We start from the raw sequence: 24,000 nt of genomic DNA, 5'->3' as shown, positions 1-24,000 counted from the left end.
TCAGCGGCCGACCAGGCCGACGCGGTTGATGAGGGTGTCGAGGGCCTCGTCGACGGCGGTGAGCACGCGCGCCGCCGCCTGATAGGCCGTCTGATAGGTGAGGAGGCTGATGGTCTCTTCGTCGCCGTCGACCGACGCGTGGGACTGTTGGCCCGAGATCGCGGCGATCGCACTGCGGTCCGCCGTGTCCGCGCGCTGCACATCGCCGGCGACGGCCACGGCGAAACCGGTCACGAAACCCGCCCACCTCGTACTGGGGCCTGCCTCCGCGGTGGCGAGAGTCGAGATGCGATCGGCCACCGAGGTGTCGAGGGCTCCCGCGCCGGGTGCGGCCAGTGCCAGCTCGTCGAGAGAGGTGGGGACCACGGACAGCCCGAGGGCGGCGGGGCCGGTCGCCGCGAGCGCGAAGAAGTCTCCCCCCGCGGCGCCCGCCGACGTCTGCCCCGACCGGTGCACGTCGTTGACCGTCTGCGCGAGCGAGGTGGCCGCGGCGTTGTAGGCGTCGGCCACGCGCGCGAGGGTCCCCCCGTCGGATGCGGGCGCGAGCACGCCGATGGCCCCTCCCAGGGACCCGCCCGTGACCGCGACGGGCGCGTCCGGTCGATCCGACCACGTGATCGAGACCCTTCCGCCGTCCGCGAGAGCACGCGGTCCCGTGATCGACAGCTCGCGGCTCGAGTCGCCGCTCACCAGGGCGTTCCCGTCGACTCGGAGGGTGAGCGTGCCGTCGTCCTCGACACGACCCGTCGCTCCGATGGCCGTGGACAACTGCTGGGCGAGGACGTTGCGTTGATCGATGAGTTCGTTCGCGGTGCGTCCGGACTGCAGGGCCGAACGGATCTGCCCGTTCAGCGTGGCGACCTGGCTCGCGGTGACGTTCACGACCGCGACGTCGCGATCCATCTGCGCGCGCAGATCGGACCATTGCCCGACCGCGGCGTCGTAGCCCGCGGCGATCTGCCCCACGAGCACACGGGCGTTGGTGAGGACGACCTGCGCGGCCGCCGGCTCGGGGGTGTTGGCGAGGTCGGACCACCCCGACCAGAAGCGGTTCAGGCTGGCGGCCAGCCCGTCCTTGGTCGGCTCCGCCATCAGGGCTTCCGCCTTCTGCGCTGCGGACGACCGGGCCGACCAGAATCCGGATGCCGAGAGGGCATCGCGGACGCGGGCGTCGAGAACCTCGTCGCCGAGGCGGGCGATGCCCTGCACCGAGACTCCGCCCCCGACGGAGAACCCCGTCGCCCAGAGCCCCGCCGTGCCGGACGCGCTCACGGAGAACTGCTCGAGGCGCTGACGGGTGTAGCCGGGGGTGGTCTCGTTGGCGATGTTCTGACCGGTTACGGTCATTCCGGCCCGCGCGGCGGCGAGACCGGAGGCGGCCACCTGGAGTCCTGCGAACGTCGACACCGTCTACACCTGCACGTCGAGCAGTCGGGAGCCGGCGCCCGCGACGCGGGAGCCGCTCGCCGCGTACTCGCCCGTGGGTTCGCCGAGGCCGGCGATGGTCTCTTGTGTGACCCGCAGGGCCGAGCGCAGGTGCTGGTCGACCGAGCCCTTCTTCTCGGCGATCTCGGCGGCGAGGTCCGACAGTGCTTCGTGGTGCGATCCCAGGACCTCGCGCCAGGCGTCCGTGGGGGCGACGTCGATGAGCTCGCGCAGCGAGGTCGCCTCGGGGACGCCCCACTCGGCGGCGACGTCGACGAAGAGCGTGTCCCGCTCGATGGTTCCCGCGGTGAGGGCCTGGGCGACGCGCTCGACCTCGACGGTGGCGCGCTGGATCCAGCGCGTCCTGCCCGTCGACAGCAGCAGCTCGAGTTCTTCGAGCTTGAACAGCATGAGCTCGAGCACCTCGCGCTGACGCAGCAGATGCATGCTCAGGTCGGTAGCGGACACGTGAGTCACCTCGTTCGGGTCGAGTCGTGGGGCGGGTGCGCCCACCACGGGACCGACTATCGCGACGTCGCGACGCGCGAGTAACCCCTCAGTCCGACGCCTCCACGCGCGCTCCCCCGCGCAGCGCATCGAGCAGGGCGGCCTCGGCATCCGCGGATCGCGAGGCCGTGATGGCATCCTGATTCTCGTTCGACACGGCCACGACGATCTCGCTGCGATGGATGCGGGTGTCGCGGGGGGCGTCGATGCCGATGCGCACACCGGTGGCCGTGACCCCCAGGACCGTCACCGTCACGTCGTCGCCGATCATGATGCTTTCACCGGGGCGTCGAGTGAGTACGAGCATGTGCGTGTGGCCGCCTTCCGTGGCTGATGCGCCCGCGGCGCCGTCCCCCGCCAGACTACCTTTTCTCCTCGCTTACGAGCGTTCTTCGCTCACCTATGACGAGGGCAGGGCGATCTGCTCGGCACGCACGATGCCGACGACGTCGGTCGCGAAGCCGCCCGCGGCCGCTTCGTCGTACGACAGGATCGGCATGCCGGCCACCTGTCCGGCCAATAGCGCCCGCACGCCCTGACGCAGGGACGGGGCGCACACGAGCACCGGTTCGCCGCCGAGGGGTTCGACGTCAGCAACCGCACGGCGCACTCCCTCCATCAGCTGCATCGTCTGATCGGCGTTCAGGACGATCTGCGCGCGACCCTCCACGTGCCGAAGCCCCTCGAGCATCTGCTGCTCGAGGAGGGTGTCGAACATCACGACACGCAGACGCCCGTCTTGGGCGAACCTCGCAGCGATGGCGGGGCCGAGAGCCGAACGCGCGGCCTCGACGAGCGCGGGTACCTCCGTCGTCGACTTCGCGCGCAAGGCGAGGGACTCATAGATACGGCCGAGGTCGTTGATCGAGACGCGCTCGGCGAGGAGGCTCGCGAGAACGCGCTGGAGCAGGGCGAGCGGGAGCAGCGCGGGGGTCAGCTCCTCCACGACGCTCGGCTGCGTCTGCTTCAGGTGGTCGGTGAGCTGACGGACGTCCTCGAGCGAGAGCAGGCGGTGCGCCTGGGCGTGGACGATGTCGGACAGGTGCGTGATGATGACGCTCGCCCGGTCGATGACGGTGGCCCCCGCCATGTCGGCGGCGTGCGACATCTCGGTCGGCACCCACTTGCCCTCGAGACCGAACACCGGGTCGACCACGGCGGTGCCCGGCAGGTGCTCGAGTCCCGCGCCGATGGCGAGCACGTGCCCGCGCGGAACGACGCCGCGCCCCACCTCGATGCCGGCCACGAGGATCGCGTAGGTCTCGGCGGGTAGCCCCACGTTGTCGCGCGTACGCACGGGCGGCATGAGGGTGCCGAGTTCGAGGGCGACTTTCCGCCGCAGGGACTTCACCCGCGACAGCAGGTCTCCCGCGCCGCCGGCCGCGAGGTCGACGATGTCGGGGGCGAGGGAGATCTCGAGAGCGTGCACGCGCATGGTGTCCATGAGGTCGTCGGGGCCCTCGGCCGAGGCGGCCTCGGCACGCTCGCGCGCCTCGGCCTCGGCGACATCGGCGGCCGCGCGCTCGGTATTCGCCTTGACCCTCGAGGCGGCGAACAGCAGGGCCGCGCCGATGGCCAGGAACGCGAGGAAGGGCATGCCCGGGATCAGCCCCATGCCGATGGCCCCCATCGCCGTGATCAGCAGGGCGGTGCGCGACTGCAGGAGCTGACGGCCGGCCGCGCGGCCGAGCTCGGCCTCGGCGTTCTCGCGCGTGACGATCATGCCCGTGGACACCGCCATGAGCAGGGCGGGGATCTGCGTGACCAAGCCGTCGCCGATGGTGAGCAGGCTGTAGGTCTCGAGGGCCTCGTCGATGGCCATGCCGTGCATGGTCATGCCGATGATGATGCCGCCGACGAAGTTGATGACGAGGATCACGATGCCGGCGATGGCGTCGCCCTTCACGAACTTGCTCGCACCGTCCATGGCCCCGTAGAAATCGGCCTCGGCGGCCACCTCGGCGCGGCGCGCGCGGGCCTGTTCGTCGGTGATGAGCCCGGCGTTGAGGTCGGCGTCGATGGCCATCTGCTTGCCCGGCATGGCATCCAAGGTGAAGCGCGCGCCCACCTCGGCGACGCGCTCGGCGCCCTTGGTGACGACGACGAACTGGATGACGGCGAGGATCAGGAAGATGACGAAGCCGATCACCAGCGAACCGCTGATCGTGATCTGCCCGAACGCCTGGATGACCTGACCCGCGTGCGCCTCGCTCAGGACCAGACGCGTCGAGGCGACGTTGAGACCGAGGCGGAACAGCGTCGCGACCAGCAGCAGGCTGGGGAAGACCGAGAAATCGAGCGGCTTCTTCACGAACATCGCGGTCAGCAGGATCAGCAGGGCGAAGGCGATGTTGGTCACGATGAGCAGATCGAGCAGCCCCACCGGGATGGGGACGATGAGCAGCAGGATGATTCCCACCACGCCGACCGGGACGGCGCCCTTCGACAGCAGTTGACCGATCATGCGATGCGATTCCTTCGTCTCGTGGTTCTCGGGCGGCTAGAGGCCGCGTCCGGTCAGGGCGGCCGGGGGCATCTCGAACGTCCCCGTGCGCGCTCCCCTCTTCTTCAGGTGCTGGATGAAGGCGAGGACCTGCGCCACCGCGGTGTACAGCTCCTCCGGGATCTCGCGACCGATCTCCACACCCGCGTGCAGAGCCCGCGCGAGCGGGACGTCGCGCACCAGCGGCACCCCGGCTTCCTGGGCGCGCTCGCGGATCTTCTGCGCGATGACGCCGGCGCCCTTGGCCACGACCCGGGGAGCCGAGGTCCCGGGCTCGTACCGCAGGGCGACGGCGATGTGCGTCGGGTTCACCAGCACCACGTCGCTGTCGGCGACCGCGGCGATCATGCGGTTGCGGCTCACGGCGAGCTGGCGCGCGCGACGCTGCGAACGGATGAGCGGGTCGCCCTCGGTCTTCTTGTGCTCGTCGCGCGCTTCCTGCTTGGTCATGCGCGTGTGCTTGCGGTTGCGCGAGATCACGACGAAGACGTCGATCGCCGCCAGCAGCAGGCCCACGACCACCGCCACCTGCAGGAGCGTCGCCACGGCCTGGCCCGCCACCTCGAGCAGCCACGCGATGCGGTGGCGCCCGCTGCCCATGAGGATCGGCACGAGACCGACGACCACGCTCCACAGCGCCGCGCCGATCGCCGCGGTCTTCAGGAGCGCCTTGACCCCCTCCCACAGGGCGGCGACGCCGACCGTGCGCCGGAGGCCCGCGACCACGTCGAACTGCTCCACGCGCGCGGGGATGCCTCGCAGATGGATGCCGCCCTGGGCGACGGCCGTGAGGGTCGTGGCCAGAAGCACGACGATCAGGAGCGGGAGAAGCACCTCACCGATCGAGGCGATCGCGGTGGCCAACGACTCGACGGCGGCGCTCGCCGACGGGTCTTTCGCGATCGTCCCCACCCGCAGCGTCTGCTCCGTCAGCACCGCCTCGGCCGACGACAGGGTCGCCGGCATCATGACGGCGGCCGCACCGATTCCCACCCACGCGGTGAAGTCCTGGCTGCGACCGATGCGCCCCTTCGCGATGGCTTTCCTCAGCCGCTCCGGGGTCGCTTTCTCGGTGCGCTCCCCGGCATCCGCGCCGCTCATCGGGTCACCCCGATCACGAGCCGGGCGGCCTCGTCGGCGATCGCCGAGACGATCGTGGGGAGAGCGGCGAACACGAAGCCCACCAGCAGGAAGGTCAGGGCGATTTTGATGGGGAAGCCCAGCGCGAAGGCGTTGAGGGCGGGGGCCACGCGCGAGACGAGACCGAGGCCGACGTCGGCGAGGAACAGCACGATGAGCAGGGGTCCGGCGATCTGCACCGCGCTGAGCAGCATCTGTCCCACCGCGGAGGTCAGCACCTCGGCGGGTCGCGACAGGTCGATGGTCCCCGCGACGGAGACCGCGTCGAACGAGCGAAACAACCCGCCCAGCACGAGCTGGTACGCGTCCGATGCGAACAGGAGCAGGATCGCCGTCATCTGGAACAGGCGGGTGAACTGCGCGCCGTTCACGTTCATCCCCGGGTCGTAGGCCTGGGCGAGCTGGAACCCGCCGAAGGTGTCGACGAGGAAGCCCGCGCCCTGAACGGCGCTGAAGAGCACCAGCACGAGGAAGCCGAGCAACGCGCCGATGAGCACCTGCCCCGCGGACGCGAGGAGGAAGCCCCCGGCGTCCAGGCGCTGATACCCCGGCACGACCACGGGCGACACGGCCAGCCCGAGCCCCACCCCGAGCATCGCGCGCACGCGCATGGGGATCGAGCCGTGGCTGAACGGCGGCGCGATGACGAGGAACGCCGTGATGCGCACGATCGCCAGGGCCGTGGCCTCGAGCCACCGGAAGTCGACGGGGATGTTCATCCGCCGCCGTTCAGGAGCGACGGGAGGCGGTCGAAGAGCTCGTGGGTGAAGGTGACGGTCTCGGCGATCATCCAGTTGCCGCAGACCATGAGCGCGATCCCCACCGCCAGCAGCTTGGGCACGAACGACATCGTCATCTCCTGCACCTGCGTGATCGATTGCAGGAGCGAGATGGCGAAGCCGACCACGAGGGCGGTGATGAGCAGCGGCGCGCTGAGCTTGGCCGCGAGCATCAGGGCGCTCGCACCGATGTCGACGACCGCCTCGGGGTTCACGTGCCGCCTCGATAGGACTGCACCAGCGAGGTGATGACCAGGCCCCACCCGTCGACGAGCAGGAACAGCAGGATCTTGAACGGCAGCGAGATCATGACCGGGGGCAGCATCATCATGCCCATCGACATCAGCGCGCTCGAGACGACGAGATCGATGACGAGGAACGGGATGAACACGATGAACCCGATCACGAAGGCCGCGCGCAACTCGCTCAGCATGAACGCCGGAATGAGCGTGTACAGCGGGATCGCCTCGGGACTGTCGGGGTTCGCCATCTGCGCGGCGCGGTGCATCAGCGCGATGTCCTCTTCGCGCGTGAATTGCAGCATCCACGTGCGAAGCGGAGCTTGAGCGGCGTCGAAAGCCTGCCCGAAGTCGATCTGCCCCGCGGTGAACGGTGCGACGGCGAGCTGGTTGATCTCGGTCAGCACCGGCCACATGATGAACAGCGTCAGGAAGAGGCTGAGCCCCGCCAGCACCTGATTCGGGGGGATCGAGGGGAGCGAGAGCGCGTTGCGCGTGAGGGCGAGCACCACGAAGATCTTCGTGAAACTCGTCATCATCAGCAGCAGGGCCGGCGCGACGCTGAGGACGGTGATGCCCAGCAGCGTCGTGATGCTGTCGGAGGGCGTCGCGTTGATGCCGTTGATGCTGACGCCGCCCGAGTCCCCCGTGGCCGCCAGAGCCGCTCCCGGCGACAGGACGTCGACGGCGAAGAGCACGGCGACAAGACCGAGCAGACCCAGGATGCCGGCACCCCGGCGCCCGCGGCGGCGCCCGGCGGGGCGGGGCGCGGTGCGCGGCGAGGGGACGGGCAAGACGGCACTCCGTGCGTGGGTGACGAGGCCGATCCGTAGCCAGGGGGTCGAGCGATCCGTGCTCGCGCCCGACTATCGCGACGGGGTCCGTGCGCCGTAACCGCTCAGGCCGCGTGCACCCCGGTGGTCTCGCCGCCGCGGGGGCTGCCGGCATCCGTCAGCGTCACGATGTTCTCGTTCTCGTCCGCGATCGGCGCCTCCTGCGTGTCGACCACGTCGATGCCCTTCTCGCTCACGCCCAGCACGTACCGGATGCCGCCGAACTCCGCCACGACGAGCTGTGCGCGGCCGCCCAGACCGGCACGGGCGACGACCGTGATCTTCTCACCGCGGGGACGCGCAGGTGACCCCGCTCCGGGGCGGGAAGGCAGACCCGGGAGGTTCCGCAGTCGGCCCCATCTCTTCGGGATGAGCGCCGAGAACGGACCGTCGCCCGCGGCTTGCCCCTTCTGCACGCGCTTGGCCAGGAAGAGCAGGAGCCCCACTACCGCGGCGAGCGAGACGACGGTGCGTGCCGCGAGAAGCAGCTCGTCCACGATCAGTCGGTCCCGGCCTGGTCGATGATGCGCTCGACGCGGACCGCGAAATCCCCGTCGGCGACGACGACCGTGCCGTGGCCGATGAGGCGACCGTTGAGGGTGATGTCGGCGGGGGAACCCGCGGCGCGGTCCAATTCGACGACGTGACCCGGCTCGAGGCTCAGCACGTCGCGCACCGGCAGTCGGGTACGTCCGATCTCGACCACGAGCTCCATCTCGACCCCGGCGATCCGGCTGAGACGGACCGGGCCCGCCGACGCCGCCACGCGGGCGTCGTCGATGCGGATCGCCGCGCGGGCGACGGTCTTGCCGTCCTCGCGCACGAGATCGAACACCTGGGATCCGGCCTCGGTGAAGACGCTCGCGGCATCCACCTCGTCCCCCTCGCCGAGGGTGCCGGCTCCGAGAACGGCAACGGCCGCCTCGAAAGCGGGGTGCAGGCGATCGGCGAGCCGCTGGTCGCTCGAGCCGTCGTCGAGGGCCGCGGCGTCCGCGACCTGGATCGCGATGCTCGCGCCCGGGGCACCGCTGAAGGCGACGACGACCGCGCTCCCCGACGCCCCCGGGTCGGTGGAGGGCGTGGGCAGCACGGGGAAGCCGAAGGGGAGCTTCGCCGCGATCGCGGCGGCCATGGCGGCGGCGTGGAAGGTGCTCATCGGGTGGTCTCCTCGAGGATGGTGGTGATCGTGCAGGCGAGCCGTGATCCCTGGGCACCGGAGACGGCGCGCGCGATCGGGACGTCGCCGACGACGAGTTCGAAGGGCTTGGTCTCGGGGTGCGAGAAGCGCAACAGGTCACCCGGGGCGAGGTTCAGCACCTCTCCGGCGGCGATGACCCGCGGTGCGACGCGCAGCGACACCTCGAGCGGGGTGCCGAGCACCTGGTCGGCCGTCGCGCCCGTTCGATGCGCCGAGGCGGCGTCGCGCTCGCTCTCGGCGAGCTGGTCGACGACGAGGGCCGCGGGCAGCATGACGGTTGCCGTCGAGTGCGAATCGCCCAGGCGCATCGCCAACCGCGCGACGATCACGGCCTCTCCGGGCGAGATGACCTGCAGGTACTGCGGGTTGTCGTGCAGACCGGCGTAGGTGAGCGCGTGCGGGAGCAGCGTGCCCAGGCTCGTCGTCAGAAGCTCGAAGGTGCGGTCCATCAGCTGACGGATCAACGCCGCCTCGATGGGGGTGAGGGTGCGCGGTTCGATCGGTGCACGGGTCCGGCCGCCGAGCATCTGCACGACCCATGTCAGTGCCACGCCCAGATCGAACTGGACGACTCCCGGCTCGTCGCGGCCCGCGGTCGCCCCGGTCACCATCGCGGTCGTCGTCGGAAGGGTGTCGGCGTACTCCTGGTACGACATCGCCTCCACGCCCTCGAGCGTGAGGTGGGTGCGCAGGCGCACCTTGCCGGTCAGCTGCGACGCCCACTGCCGCGCGAACGCCTCGAAGGCCGCCTCGAGCCGACGCCGGTGCTCTCGCCCCAATTGGGCGGGGCGGCTGAAGTCGTACGCGGGGAAGCGGCGCAGCGGGTCATCGCGGACGACGGTCGTCGACATGGCGGTCTCCTTGAGGATGGTCGTCACGGGGGTCACCCCTGCGGGGCGGTCTGAACGAGGCCGGGGATGAGGGCACGCACCTGCTCCTCCTCGGTGGATTGCACGACGATGTCGACGCGACGGTTCGCCGCCAGGTCTTCGGCGGTGTCGCCCTCGACGAGGGGGCGCTGGTCGGAGTAGCCGACCGCCTGCACCCGGGAGCCGGCGATCCCCTCGTGCTCGACGAGGAAACGCGCGACCTTGGTCGCACGGCCGCTGCTGAGTTCCCAGTTGCTCTCGTAGGGGGCGACCGCCGCCCGGTGGTCGGCGTGCCCTTCGATGCTGAGGGGGTTTCCCGCGGAGGCGAGCACGTCGCCGATCGCGTCGAGGACGGCGTCCGCTTTCGCCGAGAGGTCGGTGCGATTGTCGGTGAAGAACGTCTCGGCGCCGACGAGACCCACTTTCAGTCCGCGCTCGTCGATGACGAAGTCCACCGTCTCCGCCAGGCCCTGAACGGCCAGCGCCGAGGTGATCTGCTGCTTCATCTGCTCGAGATTGTCGCGTTCGCGGGCGGCTCGCACCGCGACGTCCTCGACGCCTTCCGGGGCCAACAGCTCGGGCGGGATCACGAGCCCCTCGGTGAAGTCGCCGCCGCCCGGCGTCTGCGACTGGCCGAACGCCTCGGCGAGACCGTTCTTGAGCTGCTCATACTTGGTGTCGTCGACGATCGACACGGCGTACAGCACGATGAACAGGCACATCAGCACCGTCACCATGTCGGAGTACGACACCGCCCAGCGCTCGTCGGGCTCGTCGTGCTCGCCCTCGTCGTGTCCGCGGCCGCGGGAGCGACGGCCGGTGCTCACTCGGCATCCCCCGTCGCGGCGACCCTGTCGGGCCGCGGATCCTTCTTCTTCTTCGGCTTGTAGGTGGTCAGCGCCAGCAGTCGTTCCTCGACCAGGCGTGGCGCGCTGCCGGCCTGGATGGCGAGGATGCCCTCGCACACCAGCGTCATGCGCTCCTGCTCGACGGCGGCCATGCGGTTCAGGCGCCCCGCGATCGGGTTCCAGATGAAGTTCGCCGACAGCAGGCCCCACAGCGTCGCGACGAAAGCGGCGGCGATCATGTGGCCGAGCTCGTCGGGCTTGTTGAGGTTCTCGAGCACGTGCGTGAGCGAGACGACCGTTCCGACGATGCCGATCGTGGGCGCATACCCGCCGAGCGCCGAGAAGAAGCGTGCGGCCACGCGGTTGCGAGAGGCCTCGGCGACGATCTCGTCGTCCATCAGCGTGCGCAGCTCCTCGGCGTCGACGCCGTCCGCCACCGCCTGCACGGCGCGGCGGGTGTAGTCGTCGGGCGCGGAGTCGAGCTCGTCCTCGAGGCGCAGCAGACCCTCGGTCCGCGCCTTCTCGGCGTATGCGACGAGGATCGGGATCACGGCGGCCGGGGTGGAACGGGGGCCGCGCACCATGCGTCCCAGCGAGCTGAAGGCAGCGATCGCGTCGCGCAGCGTGTGGCTGGCGATACCGACGCCGATGGTCGAACCGAGCACGAGGATCATCGGGGCGGGCAGCAGGAGCGCGCTCAGGTGAGCGCCCTCCATGGTGATCATGGCGTACAGGGCGCCGAAGGCCACGACGACGCCGACGATGAAGGCGATGTCCATGTCAGCTCTCCGACGGGGCCGAGAGGGCGGATGCCGCGGCGAGCACGCGCGCGCGATAGGCGACGATGCGGTCGATGAGTTCGTCGAGGCTCTCTTCGACGTTGTAGACGCGGCCGTCGACCATGTGCAGCGTGGTGTCGGGGGACTCGTGCACCCGTTCGATCAGGTCGGGATTCACCGCGAATCGCGTGTGGTCGAGACGGGTGAGCGTGATCATCGGGGGATCTCCGGTCGAGGGGTGCGGGGACGCCCCCGACTATCGCGACGCGGCCCACCCGGGGTAACTCGGATGGGCCGCGTCGTCGAGGGCGGAGCGTCAGCGCTTGAGGTTCGTGAGCTCCTGCAGCACCTCGTCGCTCGTCGTGATGATGCGGGCGCTCGCCTGGAAGCCGCGCTGCGCGACGATGAGATTGGTGAACTCCTGAGAGAGGTCGACGTTGCTCATCTCGAGCGAGCCCGAGACGAGCTTGCCGAAACCGGCTTGGCCGGCCTCGCCGACCTGCGCGCCTCCGCTGTTGACGGTGGCGCGGTAGGCCGTCCCACCGACCTTCTCGAGACCCTCGGCGTTGGCGAAGGTCACCATGGCGACCTTCGCGAGGGTCTCGGTGCGACCGTTCGAGAAGGTGCCCACGATCGAGCCGTCTGCCGTGATCGCGTACGACTGCAGGGTGCCCGCCGCCGCGCCGTCCTGCGAGGTGAGGGCGACCGTGCTCATGTCGGCGAACCCGGTGACCGTGGTGAGGTCGACGGCGACGCCGCCGGCGTTCAGGGTGAGTCCCCCGGTCTGGCGGCCGTCGGTGAAGGCGAGGGCGCCGGTCGCGCCGCTCACGGGTTCGGTGACGTCCCAGCCCGTCGCGGTCCGGGTGAAGGTGAGGCTCAGAGTGGTGGTGGCGCCCTGGGCGTCGTGCACGTCGATGTCGCGGACGAGCTGGTCGCCGACGGCGGCGGACGAGGGCAGGTTGCCCGTCACGGTCGCCGTCGTCGTGGCGCGCGCCGGCGAGACCGCCCCCTGGGGCAGGGAGATGTTGCCGATCGCCTGACCGGCGCCCAAGACGCCGTTCTGCGCGGTCCATCCCTGCACGAACGCCCCGTCGGCGGTGACCATGTTGCCGGCGCCGTCGAAGCCGAAGCCGCCCGCGCGTGTGTAGAGCGTCTCTCCGCCCGAACGCACCGCGAAGAAGCCCTCGCCCTGGATCATCAGGTCGCCGCCTCGGCCGGTGCTCTGCGCGGCGCCCTGGCTGAAGTTCGTGCGGATGCCGGCGACCTGCACGCCGAGTCCGACCTGGGCGGGATTGCGTCCGCCGGCGTCGGCACCGGGGATCGCCGCCCCGCCGACCACCTGCGACAGCGTGTCCTGGAAGAGCACCGAGGCGCCCTTGAAGCCGGCGGTGTTGACGTTGGCGATGTTGTTGCCCGTGGTGTCGAGCATGGTCTGGTGCGCACGGAGTCCGGAGATGCCGGACGAGAGGGAACGGAGCATGGAGGTCTCTTTCGTGGGTTGGTCAGGCGGACGCGGGGGTACGGGAGGTGGCGAGGGAGGTGATCTCGTCGAGAGCGACGGTCGTGTCGCCGATGGTGACCTGCGGGACGGGGCCGTCGAAGCTCACCCGGGTCACGATCCCCGTGACGGCGACGCCCTTCGCGTCGAGGTAGCCGGCCTGCTGGCCGATGAGCGTCGACGCGGCCTGGCGCATGTCGAGGGCGAACGCCTCGGTGGAGGTACGGCTCATGGCCGTCAGCTGCTCCATCATGGCCAGCTGCGTCGTCTGCGAGATCATCTGGTTTGTGTCCATCGGGGTGGACGGGTCCTGGTTCGTCAGCTGGGTGACGAGGAGTTTCATGAACACCTCGCTGTCGAGCCCCTTCTTCGCGGCGACGGCGGTGGTCGTGGCGGTGGTCGTACCGGCGGGGATCGGGGCGGGCGTGCCGGTGACGGCGGTGACGGTCATGGCGGTCCTTTCAGACGAGGATGTCGAGCCCGCCGCCGGCGACGGCGGTCGAGGGCGCGGGCGGGAGACGGGCGGTGGGGCGCGCGGATGCCGGGGGGGCGGTGTCGTCGGAGCGGGAGCCGCGTCGGGCGTCGGACGGGTCGGACCCCATCCCGCCGGACGCGCCGCGGTCGCCCGTTCCGGCGTCGGCGGTGAGAGCGGAGCCGACGCTGAGGTGGGCGTGCGGGATGACGGCGGCCAGATCGCGGCGGAGGTCGCCGACCAGGGCGCGCAGGGCGTCGCGGCCCGCCTCGGTGGCCCCCGCCAGGTCGATGCGGACCTCTCCCCCGGGTCCGATGTGGGCGCGCACGGTCACCGGCCCCGTCGCTTCGGGGGCGACGGTGACGGTGATCTGATGGGTGCCCGTGGGGCGCTGCGCGATGTGCACGATCGCGGGGGCGACCTGCGCGGCGAGCGACCGCGGGGCGACGGTCGGCGCGGCGGCCTCCCCCGGGGCGGATGACAGCGGAACGGATGCCGGGACGGGCGCGGTCACCGCGACGCCGGTCGACCCGGTGGCGGTGGTGGCCGCCGGCGGTGCCGCCTCGTGACGGGTGGGCGCGTCTGCCGGGGCGACGACGGGCGCGGGGCCGGTGACGACGATGCCAGCGGGGTCCGCCGCCTCGGGCGTTCCCGCGGGGGCCGAGCCGAGGAGCGGGGCGGGGGATGCCGGCACGGCCGGGGGAACGCGTGCCGCCTGCGTCCACTCCGCGGCGACCCCCGTGGCCGGCGACGCCGCCGTCGCGGCACCCACCGGAGTGGATACGACGGCGACCCCGCGCCACGCCGACATCGGCAGGGGGGTCTCGGCGGGGGTGCCGGTCGTGACAGCCTCGGTCACCGCGCCCTCGGACGGGCTCTCGACGCCGGCTAGCGCGACGGGCGCAGGGGTGCCCCGATCGGCACTCGACGATGTGTGCCCCTCGACGAGGGGTCGGGCGGAGGGTGCGCCGACGGCGTGTCGGCCGTCGATCTGCCCTCCCGCGGGAGCCGCCGTCGCCGCGGGCGACTCCCCCGCGGCGGGCACCCCGACGGGCACCGACGCGGTGAGCGACACGTCAGCGCCGACCGCCGGCGTGATGCCGGTGGCGAGCGCCACGGACACGGGTGTCGGGTTCGCCGTCGCAGCTCCGGTCAGGAACGCCGCGGCATCCGGCCCCGGTGACCGCCCCGGCTCGGCGGGACGGTCGTCGGACTCGCGCGTGGGCGCGTCGGGGTCATCTCCCGCGGCGGTGGTCGAGCCGGCCTCGAGCCCCGGATCGGCGGCCCCGCCCCGACTCGTCACCGCGTCGGCCAGCGCGTCGGCGAAGCTCGAGCCCGTACCCGCGAGCGAGGATCCGTCCCCCGTCGAGGCAGCACCCCCGCGTGAGGGGGGCGTCGACCCCACCGTCGACAGGAGCATGCTCACGCGGCACTCCCCGCGTCCCGCGCCGCGCGCACGACGGCGATCTCGTCGAGAACGTTCTGTTCGACCCGGCGTTCCTCGGCACGCTCGCTCTCGAGGTGGGCGCTCTCGAGCCGTTCGAGGCCCTTGAGCTCACGGCGCGCCTCGACGTGAGCGCGGGACGCCGCCTCGGCGGCATCCTGTCGCACCTGAGCCAGGACACGCAGGTCGGCCAGCGCCGCCTGCCCGGACGAACGCGCCGCGACCATCGCCAGCAGCGTCGCGGGATCGTCGATCTGGGGGGCGATGTCGCTCAAGCTCGACACCGCCCGCTCGACCGCCGATTCCGCGGCGTCGGCCGCGGCGCGGGCGTTCGAGAGCGAGGCGGCCGCGGCGCGCTCCTGGACGCCGCGCACGCGCAGCAGAGCGGAGAGGGGGAACGTCACGGGAGTCCTCCGAAGGTGGTGGTCAGGGCGGCCAGCCGCCGCCAGGAGTCGTCGGCCGGGGTGAGGTCGTCCATGCGCTGCGTGAGGAACGCGTCGATCGCTCCGCGGTGGGCGAGGGCGGCATCCACGAGGGGGTTCGCTCCGGCCGTGTACGCGCCGATGTCGATGAGGTCGTCCGCCTGGCGGCGAGCGGCCAACACACGGCGGAGGATCACCGCCGTCTCACGTTGCTCGGGCGTGGTCACCTTCGACACGACCCGCGAGACCGACCCCAGCACGTCGATCGCCGGGAAGTGGCCCCGCACCGCGAGACCGCGGTCGAGCACGACGTGCCCGTCGAGGATCCCGCGCGCGGCGTCGGCGACCGGCTCGTTGTGATCGTCGCCGTCGACGAGAACGGTGTACAACCCCGTGATCGACCCGGCGGGCCCGGTGCCCGCACGTTCGAGCAGACCCGCCAGCACCGAGAAGGTGGAGGGCGGGTACCCGCGGGTCGCGGGTGGTTCTCCCGCGGACAGCCCGATCTCGCGCTGCGCCATCGCGACGCGCGTGAGCGAGTCCATCATCAGCACTGCGTCGAGGCCGTCGTCGCGGAACCGCTCTGCGATGCGCGTGGCGACGAAGGCCGAGCGCAGGCGCACCATTGCCGGCTGATCCGAGGTGGCCACCACGACCACCGCCCGCGCGAGGCCCTCGGGACCGAGGTCGTCCTCGAGGAACTCCCGCACCTCGCGTCCGCGCTCGCCCACGAGGGCGATGACGGTGACATCGGCCGTCGAACCGCGCGCGATCATCGACATCAGCGACGATTTGCCGACGCCCGATCCCGCGAACAGTCCGAGACGCTGGCCCACGCCGACGGGCGTCATCGTGTCGAGAGCGCGCACGCCCAGCCCGAGCTGGCGGTCGATGCGCTGACGACCGATCACGCTGGGCGCGGTGTTGCCCAGGGGCACGACGGGGGCACCGGTCAGCGGGCCGCGACCGTCGATCGGACGACCGAGACCGTCCAGGACGCGGCCCAGCAGTGCGCGACCGGTCGGGACCATCAGCGCAGCGCCGGCGTGGCGTACCGCGGCCCCGACGCGGACGCCGGTCATCGGCCCCATCGGCATGCACCGGATGGCGTCGCCGTCGACCGCGACGACCTCCGCCTCGATCTCGACGGCACCGGCGATGCGCACGCGATCGCCGACGGCGGCGGGGATGCCGAGCGCCTCGACGCCGAGGCCCACGACGGCCTTCACGACCCCCGATCGGTGCGCCCCGGTCGCCGTCAGCGCCCGCTCCCACCGGCGGCTCACGGCGGTCACGCGGGGTCCTCGACGTTCTCGTCCACGGCGAGTTCTTCACGTGCCCGTGCGAGCGCCGCGTCGATCCGCGTGTCCACGCTCCCGTGGGCGATCTGCACGAGCGCACCGCCGGGATCGACGTCGATGTCCGCCACGACCTCGACACCCTCCGGGAGCGCGAGAGCACCGGCTTCGCGGAGCGTGAGCAGGTCGCGCGCGTTCACCGCCACGCGCACCCACGTCGCGGGGGGCGTCGCTCCCGCGGCCCGCCGCATCGCGTGCGCGGCCGAGCGGGCGGCATCCGACATCTCCGCCCGCAGGATCGCGGCGGCCATCTCGACGGCGAGCTCTTCGAGACGTCGCACATCGGATGCCGCCACACCGGCGACCTCGGCGTCGAGCCGCTTCCGCGCGACGCCGAGAGCCGACAGGGCCGCCCGGTGGGCGTCGTCGGCCGCAGCCTGGCGCTCGGCGAAGCGGCGCTCGGCTTCGACACGCTCGCGCTCGAGCTCGACGCGTGCGTCACGGCGTCCCGCGGCGAACCCGTCGGCGTACCCGCGCGCCCGTGCCCGCTCCGCCACGGCGCGGGCATCCGGTCGCTCCTCGCCCAGGCGCGGCGGCACCAGCGGCGTGAAGACGGGATCGGACACGGTGAGCACCCTGCGGTTGTGGCGAAGCCGATCCGTGGCCAAGTCGACGAGCGATCCGTGCTCTCCCCGGACTATCGCGACGCGCACGCCCCGCCGTAACCGGCCGTCCCCGGGGAGGGCGGCCGGTACCGCGATCACTCGATCAGTTCGTCGTCGTCCTCGCGAGAAAGGGTGATCTCCTCGGCGGCTTCGAGCTCGCGGATGACGCGCACGACCTCGGCGCGCGCCTCGTCCACCTGCCGCATGCGCACGGGTCCGAGAGCGCGCGTCTCCTCGTCGAGGTTCTCGCGGTTGCGCTCGGTCATGTTGCGGCGGATCACGTCGCGGATCTGCTCGTCGGCGCCCTTCAGCGCGAGAGCGAGAACGCGCAGATCGATTCCTCTCAGCACGCGTTGGGCGTCGCGATCCTCGAGCCGCGAGATGTCGGCGAAGGTCAGCATCCGGCTGCGCACCTCTTCGGCGAGCACCCGATCGCGGTCCTCCAGGCCGGCCAACAGCGCCTTCTCGAGGGCGGTGTCGGACCGGTTGATGATGTCGACCAGCGGCTGCACGCCCCCGACGGCCTCGTGCGCCTCTCGCATGCCGAACACGCCCGTGCGCGCGCGCAACGACTCGGCGACCACGGTGATCGCCTCCTGGGAGGCGACCCCAAGCTCGGCGATCGCCTGGGCGACGTCCGTGCGCAACGGGTCCGGTAGGGCGGCCAGCACGGCGGCGGCCCGATCCGCGCGGAGGTTCGCGAGCACGACGGCGACGGTGGTTGGCATCTCGCCGTCGAGGATCGTGGCGAGTTGGGTCGGGTCCGCCGCGTTGAGGAAGTCGAACGAGACCACGCCCTGCGACATCACGCGGCCGACCATGCCCACGGCCTTCTCGCGCCCGAACGCCGTCTCGAGCAGCCCGGTCGCGAACTGCTCGCCGCCCCGGCTCAGCGACGAGCGGCCCGAGGCGATGCGACGGAAGTCGGCGAGCGCCGAGGCCGTGGCCGCGGCGTCGATGCCGCCGAGCTGCGCGAGCTCGCCGGCCAGCAGCTCGGCACGCTCCTCGCCCAGGTGACGCAGCACCTCGGCACTGGTGTCGCGGTCCATGGCGAGCACGACGATCGCCGCCTTCCGCAGACCCGACATCGTGACCGCCGGCACGGCGAGCACCTCGGTCGCGGCGGTGGCGGGAGCGTGCTCGGCATCCGTCGCCCGGGTGTCCGACGGGCTCATGCCATCGCCTCGTCCATCAGGTGTGCCAGCACCTTCGCCGCGTTCTGCGGGTCGCTCTTGGCGAGCTGCTCCACCTCGCGCCGGCGCTGCTCGACGAGCACCTGCGGCGACTCTGGCTCCTCCTCGATGTCGAGGAGGGTGGGGATGACCTTGGTCGGCGGCACCGCGGGAAGCGCGATGGGCTCGGCCAGACCCTTGAGGGTCTTCAGCTTCTGCTCCTCGGTCTCGGTCATCGTCGCGAAGTACTCGATGGGTCCATCGTCGGTGTACAGCGTGCGGCGCTTCATGCGGCGACGCACCAGCAGGGCGACCACGAGGATCAAGGCCGCGAGCACGATCGAACCGCCGATGATGGCGGCGCGCACGAGCTCGGACTGCACCTGAGCGGCCTTCGCGGCCTCCGCCGCGTCGAGCGCCGCGGTGGCCGCGGCGGCGGCGCTCTGGCTGAAGTCGACGAACTCCACCGTGACGGTGTCGCCGCGGGCCGCGTCGATGCCGGCCGCGTTGGTCACCAGCGCCTGCACCTGTTCGGCCGTGACGCCCTGCACGGACCCGCGATCGAGGGCGATGCTGATGGTCTGCCGGGTCACCTCGCCGGCCGGGGTCGTCGTCTTCTCGGTCGATTTGTTGACGGCATTGCTGCGCGTGGACTCCTCCGACTCGAACGAGCCCGCTCCCCCGGTGTTCGGCACGGCGATGTTGTCGGGTCCGAGCACACCCGTTCCCCCCGCCTGACCGCCGGTCGAGGTCTGGGTGCGGGTCTGCTCGTTCGTCATCACGCCGCCCTCGGGAGCGGTGTAGGTCTCGTCCATGCGCTCGGAGGTCGAGTTGGCAACGTCCGCGCTGACGCTGACGGTGGAGTTGCCCGGGCCCACGATGGTCTCGAGCATCTTCGTCACCGCCCCGGCGACCTTCGCCTCGTGCTCGGACGCCTGGGTGCTCGCCGAGCCGGTGAGCCCCTGACCGACCGCTGCGAGCACCCGCCCCGACTGATCCGTCACCGCGACGTCTTCGGGAGTCATTCCCGGGATCGAGGCGCTGGTGAGGTGCACGATGGCGGCGATCTGGTCTTCGCTGAGGCTCGACCCGCCCTGGGTCTTGACGAACACGGATGCCGTGGGGTGCTGCCTGTCGGCCACGAAGACGCTCTGCTCGGGAATGGCCAATTGCACGGATGCCGCGGTGACACCCGACATCGCCCCGATCGTCGCGGCGAGTTCGCCCTCGATGGCGCGCTTGTACGTCACCGACTGCTGGAACTCGCTCGCGGTCACGCCCATCTTGTCGAGGAGCGTGTACCCGCCGGTGTCGGAGGTGGGCAGGCCCGCCGCCGCGGCGGCCAGACGCTGCGGATAGACCTGCGCGTCGGGTACCAGGACCGTCGCACCGCCCTCGGTGAGCTCGTAGCTCACCCCCGCCGACTTGAGCTGCTCGACGACAGCCGAGGCGTCGCTGGGGCTCAGTCCCGTGAACAACGGACTCATCTGGGGTTTCGCGAGCCAGGTGCCGAGCGCGATGACACCCATCACGACCAGGGCGGCGCCGATCACGGCGATCGTGCGTTGAGCGATGCTGAATCCGGCCACGATCCGTTTGAGCCGGTCGAGCGACGACGCGAGCACGCGGGGCACGACTAGGCCTGCATCCGCATGACGTCGTTGAACGCGGCGACACCGCGATCGCGCACGGCCACCATCAGGTCGAGCGTGACCCCGGCGCGCGTGGAGGCGAGCGTCGCCTTGTGGATGTCGTCGAGGTCTCCGGTGACGGCTTGCACGGCCAAGCCGTTCGAGGTCGCCTGCAGCTGCTGCAGGTTCTCGACGGCGGCGGCGAGCGAACCGGCGAACGATTGTCCGCCGGAGGTGCCCGCGGCCGCGGGCGCCGCCGCGGTCTGCTCGAAGCTCAAGGGGCTGAGGGGTGTCACGCCGCCGGCCGCGACCGGGTCGATGGGGATGCTCATCAGCTTCGTCCGATCTGTAGGGCCGCTTCGTAGCTCGTCTTGGCGCGGTCGATGACCGCGGCGTTGGCCTGGTAGCCGCGTTGAGCGAGGATCAGCATGCTCATCTGGTCGCCGAGGTCGACGTTGGGGTACTGCACGTAACCGTTCTCGTCGGCGTACGGATGCTCCGGCTCGTACACGAGACGCCCCTCGGCCGTCGACTCGCGCACACCGGTGACGTAGACGCCGGGAGTCTCGGTCCCCTCGGCCACGGTGACGTACTTCTCACGGAACATGTCCTGGCCCGCGGGGGTGGCGGTGTTGACGTTGGCGATGTTGTCGCTGATGGCGTCCAGCCACTTGCGGTGGGCCGACAGCCCGGTTCCGGCGATGCCGATCGCGTCGAAACTCATGCGGAGGCCTGCCCGATCGCCTTGGTGATGGAGGACGCCTGCCCGCTGAGGGCTTGTGCGGCGAACTGATACCGCAGCACCGTGTCGATGTTCGACATCGTCTCGGTGTCGAGGTTGACGTTGTTGCCGTTGAGCCGCGTGGGCTCGAGCGAACGCTGGACGACCGCTTCGACGCTCCCCGACCCGCGCGCGACGGCGCTCGTGAGTTCGTTCTCGAACGACACGCGTTTGGCCTGGTAGCCGGGGGTGTTGACGTTCGAGATGTTCTCGGCGATGGCGCGCTGCCGGATCGACAACGCGTCGAGGGCGCTGGACAGGGCGGTTGAGGTGACGGATTCGAGCACGCGGCACTCCGGTCGAGGGGGCGAGCCGATCCGTGGCCAGTCGTTGAGCGATCCGTGCTCGGCACCGACTATCGCGACGGGTGCACCGCGGCGTAACCGCGATCGGGATGCGCGGACGGATGCCACCCCTCGGGCACCTCCGGAACATCGTCCGAGCGGTGGTCTCGGCTCACCCGCGCACGTCGAGGTAGACGGGTGCACCCACCGGTGCGGACGGGATCCGCCGCAGAGCCGCGAGCTCGCGAGCGACCTCGGCACGGGCCACCCCGAGCGCCTCGATCGCACGCAGCTGCTTCTCGAGCACCTCTCGCGCGCGGGCGACGAGGTGCTCCGGCGGTGGACCGTCCGGTCGCGCGAAACCTCCCGGGACGACCTCGTCGCCCCTGTCGAGGGCGCGCTCGAAGGTGTCGAGGAGGGCGGCCCAGGCCGCGTCGTCGGTCATCGGTGCGTCACGAGACGGTGAGGGCGGCGGCCGCGGCGTGCCAGGCCTCGCGGAGTGGGGCGATGAGGGCCGCGCACTCCGCCGTGGCCTTCGTGTCGCGACCGACGTTGGCCGCGATGAGCCGGCTCGTGAGGTACGTGTAGAGCCCCCGCAGCCCGTCCGACCCGTCCCAGCCGTCGTTCAGCGACCCGCTCAGTTCCGCGATGATCGCCTGCGCGTGTGTGAGGTACGTTCCGGCCGATGGCCAATCGCCGCTCTCCTGAGCGACGCGTGCGCGCTCGACGTCGACGAGCAGACGGTCGTACAGCATCGTGACGAGGCGTTCGGGGGTGGCCGACGAGACCTGCTGCTCGAGGTACTCCTGCTGGGCCCGGGCGAGGGTGGTGACGGGCATCGATCTGTCTCCTGTTCGCGTCACTTCGACGAGGGGGTGAGGGCGGCCAGCTGGGAGGTGAGCCACGACGACTGCGACTGCAGCCCCGACAGACGCACCTCCATCGCGGCGTAGGTGCGCTCCAACGTGGCCCGGCGCACGTCGAGCCGCAGGTCCATACGCTCCACCTGCTGCTGCAGCGTCTTGACCTCGGTCTGCTGGCCGGTGATGCGCTGGGTGAGCAGACCGTCGTACTTGTCGGAGTACTGCGCCGTGGTCGACTGCACACGCCCCGCGATGGCGGAGAAGGTCGCCTGCGTCGCGTCCGGGTCGGCCCGCATCGCCGCGGTGAACTTCTCCTGGTCGAACGACAGTGCGCCGAACTTGTCGACGCTGATGCCGATGGTCGACGGGGAGACACCGTCGACGGGGCTCTGCACGGCGCTCGCGAGGGCGCCGCGCAGCGCGCGCACCGTGCTGTCTCCGGTGAACACGCCGAGCGTGGTGGCGGAGCCGGGGGCGGCGACGGTGGCCTTCGAGCCGTTGTCGATGCGGGTCAGCAGGGCGGCGATGTCTTTCACGAAGGCCGCGGCGGCATCGGATTGCGCGGTGACGTCGGCGGCGACGGTGATCGTGACGGGCTGGGTCGAGGCGGCGCCGACCGTGATGTCGATGCCCTCGCCGATCCCGGTGAAGGTGTTGGAGGAGCTGGTGACCGTCTGCTCGGCGGCGGTCCCCGCGAAGAGGCGGATGACGGCGTCCGCGCCGTGCCCGATGACCGCCGCGCCCGTCTCGGTCGCCATGTTGGATGCGTCTCCCGCGGCGACCTCGGCGGCGCTGCCCCGGTGCAGGGTGAAGGCGGCCTCCGCTCCCGTCTGCGTCGCGGTGATCTGCACGCGCGACAGGGGCCGCCCGTCGGCATCCTTCCCGCCCGGCACGACCGTGGCGGTGACGCCCGCACCGGCGGCGTTGAGGGCGGTGACGAGGTCGCTCGCCGCGGAACCGGCCGGCGAGATCTCGGTCGCCGTGCCGTCTGCGGCGACCAGGGTGAACGGCCCCGCGAAGGCGTCCGCGCCTCCGGGGGCGGTCACGACGGCGTGGGCGGTGGCGAGGGTGTCGACCACCACGGCGGTCGAGAACGCGCGGGCCTTCTCGCCGGCGGCGACGGTCACGGCCTCGGCGGAGCTCGTCGCCGAGAAACGCGCGAGCGACGTCGCCGATGCCGCGGTCTTCGCCTTGTCCGCGAGGGCCTGCAGGGACGTGTTGAGCGACTGCAGGTTGGAGATGATGGTGTTGCGGTCGGTGATCTTGTTCGTCACCAGGGTCTTGGGGATCGCCGCCACGCTCATCAGCGCGTCGATGACGTCCTTCGTCTTCATGCCGGATGCCAAGCCGTCGATGTTCATCGTGTCTCCGCCTTCCGTCGGTGAAGCGATCCCGGGTGAGACGGCGCCCGAGCGGGAGGAAACCCCCGCCCGGGCGTCGTCGGCGCGTCAGCGCTGCGGATCAGCGCAGGAGCTGCAGGACGCCCTGGCCCGACTGGTTGGCCTGGGCGAGCATCGCGGTGCCCGCCTGAGCCAGGATGTTCGAGGCCGTGTACTTGACCATCTCGGCCGCCATGTCGGTGTCGACGATGCGGCTCTTGGCCGCGGAGAGGTTCTCGGCCGAGACCTGCAGCGAGTTGATGGTCGACTCGAAGCGGTTCTGGACGGCACCGAGCTCCGCGCGGGCCGACGAGACGGACTTGATCGCCGTGTCGACCGTGTCGAGGGTCGCGGCGGCGACCGTCGGGTCGGCGAAACCGTCGGTCGTGACGATGCTGGTGCGCAGGTCGGTGGCCAGCGTCTTGATGTCGGCGGCACCGAGGTCGACCGAGATCTGGCTGGATGCCGAACCGTCCGCGCCGATCTGGAAGCTCAGCTTGCCGTCTCCGGCGGCGCCGGCCGAGCCGTCGAGCAGCTTGATGCCGTTGAAGTTCGAGCTGTCCGCGATGCGCTCGAGCTCGTCGACCAGCTGGGTCACCTCGGAGGTGATGGCCTTGCGCGAGTCCGTGTTGTTGGAGTCGTTACCGGCCTGCACGGCGAGGTCGCGCACGCGCTGCAGGATCGAGTGGACCTCGGTCAGGCCGCCTTCCGCGGTCTGGATGACCGAGATGCCGTCCTGGGCGTTGCGTGCGGCCACGTTCAGGCCGTTGACCTGCGAACGCAGGCCCTCGGAGATGGCGAGGCCGGCGGCGTCGTCGGCCGCACGGTTGATGCGCAGACCGCTCGAGAGCTTCTCGAGCGACTTCGACACGTCGTTCTGGTTCGACGACAGGTTGCGGTAGGCGTTGAGGGCGCCGACGTTGGTTGCGATCTGAAGACCCATGTTGTTCCTCCGTGGATGGGATATTCGA

At 71.2% G+C, this 24,000-nt stretch carries 29 protein-coding genes; all 29 read right to left on the bottom strand.

The features are described from left to right. The 29 genes from flgK to J2X55_RS07000 all read right to left on the bottom strand — a co-directional run bounded on the left by flgK (window position 1) and on the right by J2X55_RS07000 (window position 23,972). On the bottom strand, window positions 1–1,407 hold the full coding sequence (flgK, locus tag J2X55_RS07140) for a flagellar hook-associated protein FlgK (RefSeq protein WP_309822650.1): 1,407 nt from the start codon (window positions 1,405–1,407) through the stop codon (window positions 1–3). A gap of 3 nt (window positions 1,408–1,410) precedes the next feature. Beyond that, window positions 1,411–1,893 carry a flagellar export chaperone FlgN gene (gene flgN, locus J2X55_RS07135; RefSeq protein ID WP_309822648.1) on the bottom strand — a complete coding sequence of 161 codons (483 nt, stop codon included), beginning with the start codon at window positions 1,891–1,893 and terminating at the stop codon, window positions 1,411–1,413. 88 nt (window positions 1,894–1,981) lie between these two features. After that, on the bottom strand, window positions 1,982–2,239 hold the full coding sequence (gene csrA / locus J2X55_RS07130; protein WP_115915585.1) for a carbon storage regulator CsrA: 258 nt from the start codon (window positions 2,237–2,239) through the stop codon (window positions 1,982–1,984). Window positions 2,240–2,332: 93 nt separating this feature from the next. Beyond that, a complete protein-coding gene (locus tag J2X55_RS07125) occupies window positions 2,333–4,396 on the bottom strand; it encodes a flagellar biosynthesis protein FlhA (protein ID WP_309822646.1) in 2,064 nt (687 codons plus the stop codon). A 36-nt stretch (window positions 4,397–4,432) separates the two neighbouring features. After that, window positions 4,433–5,536 (bottom strand): EscU/YscU/HrcU family type III secretion system export apparatus switch protein, encoded by a 1,104-nt coding sequence (locus J2X55_RS07120; RefSeq protein ID WP_309822644.1) that lies wholly within the window; start codon window positions 5,534–5,536, stop codon window positions 4,433–4,435. Continuing rightward, complete coding sequence (locus J2X55_RS07115; protein WP_309822643.1) at window positions 5,533–6,294, bottom strand: flagellar biosynthetic protein FliR; 762 nt, start codon at window positions 6,292–6,294, stop codon at window positions 5,533–5,535. The genes J2X55_RS07120 and J2X55_RS07115 overlap by 4 nt, the downstream gene beginning before the upstream one ends. Beyond that, entirely contained in the window at window positions 6,291–6,569 is a 279-nt protein-coding gene (gene fliQ / locus J2X55_RS07110) for a flagellar biosynthesis protein FliQ (RefSeq protein WP_115915589.1), read from the bottom strand. The genes J2X55_RS07115 and fliQ overlap by 4 nt, the downstream gene beginning before the upstream one ends. Beyond that, window positions 6,566–7,387 (bottom strand): flagellar type III secretion system pore protein FliP, encoded by an 822-nt coding sequence (gene fliP, locus J2X55_RS07105; protein ID WP_396653246.1) that lies wholly within the window; start codon window positions 7,385–7,387, stop codon window positions 6,566–6,568. The genes fliQ and fliP overlap by 4 nt, the downstream gene beginning before the upstream one ends. 104 nt (window positions 7,388–7,491) lie before the next feature. Beyond that, window positions 7,492–7,923, bottom strand: coding sequence for a flagellar biosynthetic protein FliO (locus tag J2X55_RS07100; protein WP_309822642.1), 432 nt, complete (start codon window positions 7,921–7,923; stop codon window positions 7,492–7,494). Between the two features lie 2 nt (window positions 7,924–7,925). Next, the gene (locus J2X55_RS07095; protein WP_115915590.1) at window positions 7,926–8,582 is read right to left on the bottom strand and encodes a FliM/FliN family flagellar motor switch protein; all 657 of its coding nucleotides are present in this window, start codon (window positions 8,580–8,582) and stop codon (window positions 7,926–7,928) included. After that, on the bottom strand, window positions 8,579–9,475 hold the full coding sequence (locus tag J2X55_RS07090; protein WP_309822640.1) for a flagellar motor switch protein FliM: 897 nt from the start codon (window positions 9,473–9,475) through the stop codon (window positions 8,579–8,581). The genes J2X55_RS07095 and J2X55_RS07090 overlap by 4 nt, the downstream gene beginning before the upstream one ends. Before the next feature lie 32 nt (window positions 9,476–9,507). Further along, a complete protein-coding gene (locus J2X55_RS07085; RefSeq protein WP_309822638.1) occupies window positions 9,508–10,320 on the bottom strand; it encodes a flagellar motor protein MotB in 813 nt (270 codons plus the stop codon). After that, the gene (locus J2X55_RS07080; RefSeq protein WP_115915592.1) at window positions 10,317–11,120 is read right to left on the bottom strand and encodes a motility protein A; all 804 of its coding nucleotides are present in this window, start codon (window positions 11,118–11,120) and stop codon (window positions 10,317–10,319) included. The genes J2X55_RS07085 and J2X55_RS07080 overlap by 4 nt, the downstream gene beginning before the upstream one ends. Window position 11,121: 1 nt before the next feature. Continuing rightward, window positions 11,122–11,337 carry a flagellar FlbD family protein gene (locus J2X55_RS07075; protein ID WP_115915593.1) on the bottom strand — a complete coding sequence of 72 codons (216 nt, stop codon included), beginning with the start codon at window positions 11,335–11,337 and terminating at the stop codon, window positions 11,122–11,124. 99 nt (window positions 11,338–11,436) lie between these two features. Continuing rightward, entirely contained in the window at window positions 11,437–12,600 is a 1,164-nt protein-coding gene (locus J2X55_RS07070; protein WP_309822634.1) for a flagellar hook protein FlgE, read from the bottom strand. Window positions 12,601–12,622: 22 nt separating this feature from the next. Continuing rightward, window positions 12,623–13,069, bottom strand: coding sequence for a flagellar hook capping FlgD N-terminal domain-containing protein (locus J2X55_RS07065; RefSeq protein ID WP_309822632.1), 447 nt, complete (start codon window positions 13,067–13,069; stop codon window positions 12,623–12,625). Window positions 13,070–13,079: 10 nt separating this feature from the next. Further along, the gene (locus J2X55_RS07060) at window positions 13,080–14,516 is read right to left on the bottom strand and encodes a hypothetical protein (protein ID WP_309822629.1); all 1,437 of its coding nucleotides are present in this window, start codon (window positions 14,514–14,516) and stop codon (window positions 13,080–13,082) included. Further along, window positions 14,513–14,938 (bottom strand): flagellar FliJ family protein, encoded by a 426-nt coding sequence (locus tag J2X55_RS07055; protein ID WP_309822628.1) that lies wholly within the window; start codon window positions 14,936–14,938, stop codon window positions 14,513–14,515. The genes J2X55_RS07060 and J2X55_RS07055 overlap by 4 nt, the downstream gene beginning before the upstream one ends. Beyond that, on the bottom strand, window positions 14,935–16,251 hold the full coding sequence (locus J2X55_RS07050) for a FliI/YscN family ATPase (protein ID WP_309822626.1): 1,317 nt from the start codon (window positions 16,249–16,251) through the stop codon (window positions 14,935–14,937). Before J2X55_RS07050 ends, J2X55_RS07055 begins: the two co-directional genes overlap by 4 nt. Then, window positions 16,248–16,880 (bottom strand): FliH/SctL family protein, encoded by a 633-nt coding sequence (locus tag J2X55_RS07045; RefSeq protein WP_309822625.1) that lies wholly within the window; start codon window positions 16,878–16,880, stop codon window positions 16,248–16,250. Before J2X55_RS07045 ends, J2X55_RS07050 begins: the two co-directional genes overlap by 4 nt. A gap of 134 nt (window positions 16,881–17,014) precedes the next feature. Then, entirely contained in the window at window positions 17,015–18,094 is a 1,080-nt protein-coding gene (fliG, locus tag J2X55_RS07040; protein ID WP_309822624.1) for a flagellar motor switch protein FliG, read from the bottom strand. Further along, on the bottom strand, window positions 18,091–19,725 hold the full coding sequence (fliF, locus tag J2X55_RS07035) for a flagellar basal-body MS-ring/collar protein FliF (RefSeq protein WP_309822622.1): 1,635 nt from the start codon (window positions 19,723–19,725) through the stop codon (window positions 18,091–18,093). The genes fliG and fliF overlap by 4 nt, the downstream gene beginning before the upstream one ends. 2 nt (window positions 19,726–19,727) lie before the next feature. Then, entirely contained in the window at window positions 19,728–20,054 is a 327-nt protein-coding gene (gene fliE, locus J2X55_RS07030; RefSeq protein ID WP_309822620.1) for a flagellar hook-basal body complex protein FliE, read from the bottom strand. Then, complete coding sequence (gene flgC, locus J2X55_RS07025) at window positions 20,054–20,446, bottom strand: flagellar basal body rod protein FlgC (RefSeq protein ID WP_115915602.1); 393 nt, start codon at window positions 20,444–20,446, stop codon at window positions 20,054–20,056. The genes fliE and flgC overlap by 1 nt, the downstream gene beginning before the upstream one ends. Then, window positions 20,443–20,790, bottom strand: coding sequence for a flagellar basal body rod protein FlgB (gene flgB / locus J2X55_RS07020; RefSeq protein ID WP_115915603.1), 348 nt, complete (start codon window positions 20,788–20,790; stop codon window positions 20,443–20,445). Before flgB ends, flgC begins: the two co-directional genes overlap by 4 nt. Window positions 20,791–20,959: 169 nt before the next feature. Then, window positions 20,960–21,232, bottom strand: coding sequence for a hypothetical protein (locus J2X55_RS07015; protein WP_309822617.1), 273 nt, complete (start codon window positions 21,230–21,232; stop codon window positions 20,960–20,962). Window positions 21,233–21,239: 7 nt separating this feature from the next. Beyond that, window positions 21,240–21,626 (bottom strand): flagellar export chaperone FliS, encoded by a 387-nt coding sequence (gene fliS, locus J2X55_RS07010; RefSeq protein ID WP_309822616.1) that lies wholly within the window; start codon window positions 21,624–21,626, stop codon window positions 21,240–21,242. Between the two features lie 20 nt (window positions 21,627–21,646). Beyond that, the gene (fliD, locus tag J2X55_RS07005) at window positions 21,647–23,011 is read right to left on the bottom strand and encodes a flagellar filament capping protein FliD (RefSeq protein WP_309822615.1); all 1,365 of its coding nucleotides are present in this window, start codon (window positions 23,009–23,011) and stop codon (window positions 21,647–21,649) included. A gap of 100 nt (window positions 23,012–23,111) precedes the next feature. Continuing rightward, complete coding sequence (locus J2X55_RS07000) at window positions 23,112–23,972, bottom strand: flagellin (protein ID WP_115915607.1); 861 nt, start codon at window positions 23,970–23,972, stop codon at window positions 23,112–23,114. Between the last annotated feature and the right edge of the window lie 28 nt (window positions 23,973–24,000).

This window comes from Microbacterium sp. 1154 (genome assembly GCF_031455375.1).
GTDB lineage: Bacteria > Actinomycetota > Actinomycetes > Actinomycetales > Microbacteriaceae > Microbacterium.
Note: the sequence above shows the minus strand (reverse complement) of the source record. Positions and strands in the feature narration are given on the sequence as shown.